Source organism: Neisseria viridiae (assembly GCF_962747995.1).
In the GTDB taxonomy this organism is placed as follows: domain Bacteria; phylum Pseudomonadota; class Gammaproteobacteria; order Burkholderiales; family Neisseriaceae; genus Neisseria; species Neisseria viridiae.
The window spans coordinates 1-471 of record NZ_CAUJAJ010000044.1 but is presented as its reverse complement, the minus strand read 5'-3'; the positions used below and the strand labels follow the sequence as shown (position 1 = coordinate 471).

Here is a 471-nt window from a genome sequence, read left to right as displayed (position 1 = left end):
CCCATGAGTGCAAACACCTGTCGCCTTTGCTGAAAGGCATTACCGAAGGTACGACCGTCTATGCCGACAAAGGCTACGACAGTGCGGAAAACCGGCAACATCTGGAAGAGCATCGGCTGCAGGACGGCATTATGCGCAAAGCCTGCCGCAACCGTCCGCTGACGGAAGCGCAAACCAAACGCAACCGGTATTTGTCGAAGACCCGTTATGTGGTCGAACAAAGCGTCGGTACGCTGCACCGTAAATTCCGCTATGCGCGGTCAACCTATTTCGGGCTGATTAAAGTGAGTGCGCAAAGCCATCTGAAGGCGATGTGTTTGAACCTGTTGAAAGCCGCCAACAGGCTAAGTGCGCCTGCTGCCTCCTAAAAGGCGGTCGGATGCCTGATTATCGGGTATCCGGGGAGGATTAAGGGGGTATTTGGGTAGAATCAGTGGATATTTGAAACGAAAACAGCCGAAAACCTGTGTT

Annotated in this window: 1 protein-coding gene; it reads left to right on the top strand. The window is 53.1% G+C overall.

The window, feature by feature from the left end; translation table 11 throughout:
* A partial coding sequence (locus tag Q9J79_RS10295) for a transposase (RefSeq protein WP_301911212.1) occupies window positions 1–368 on the top strand: 368 nt, incomplete at its 5' end.
* Window positions 369–471 lie beyond the last annotated feature (103 nt).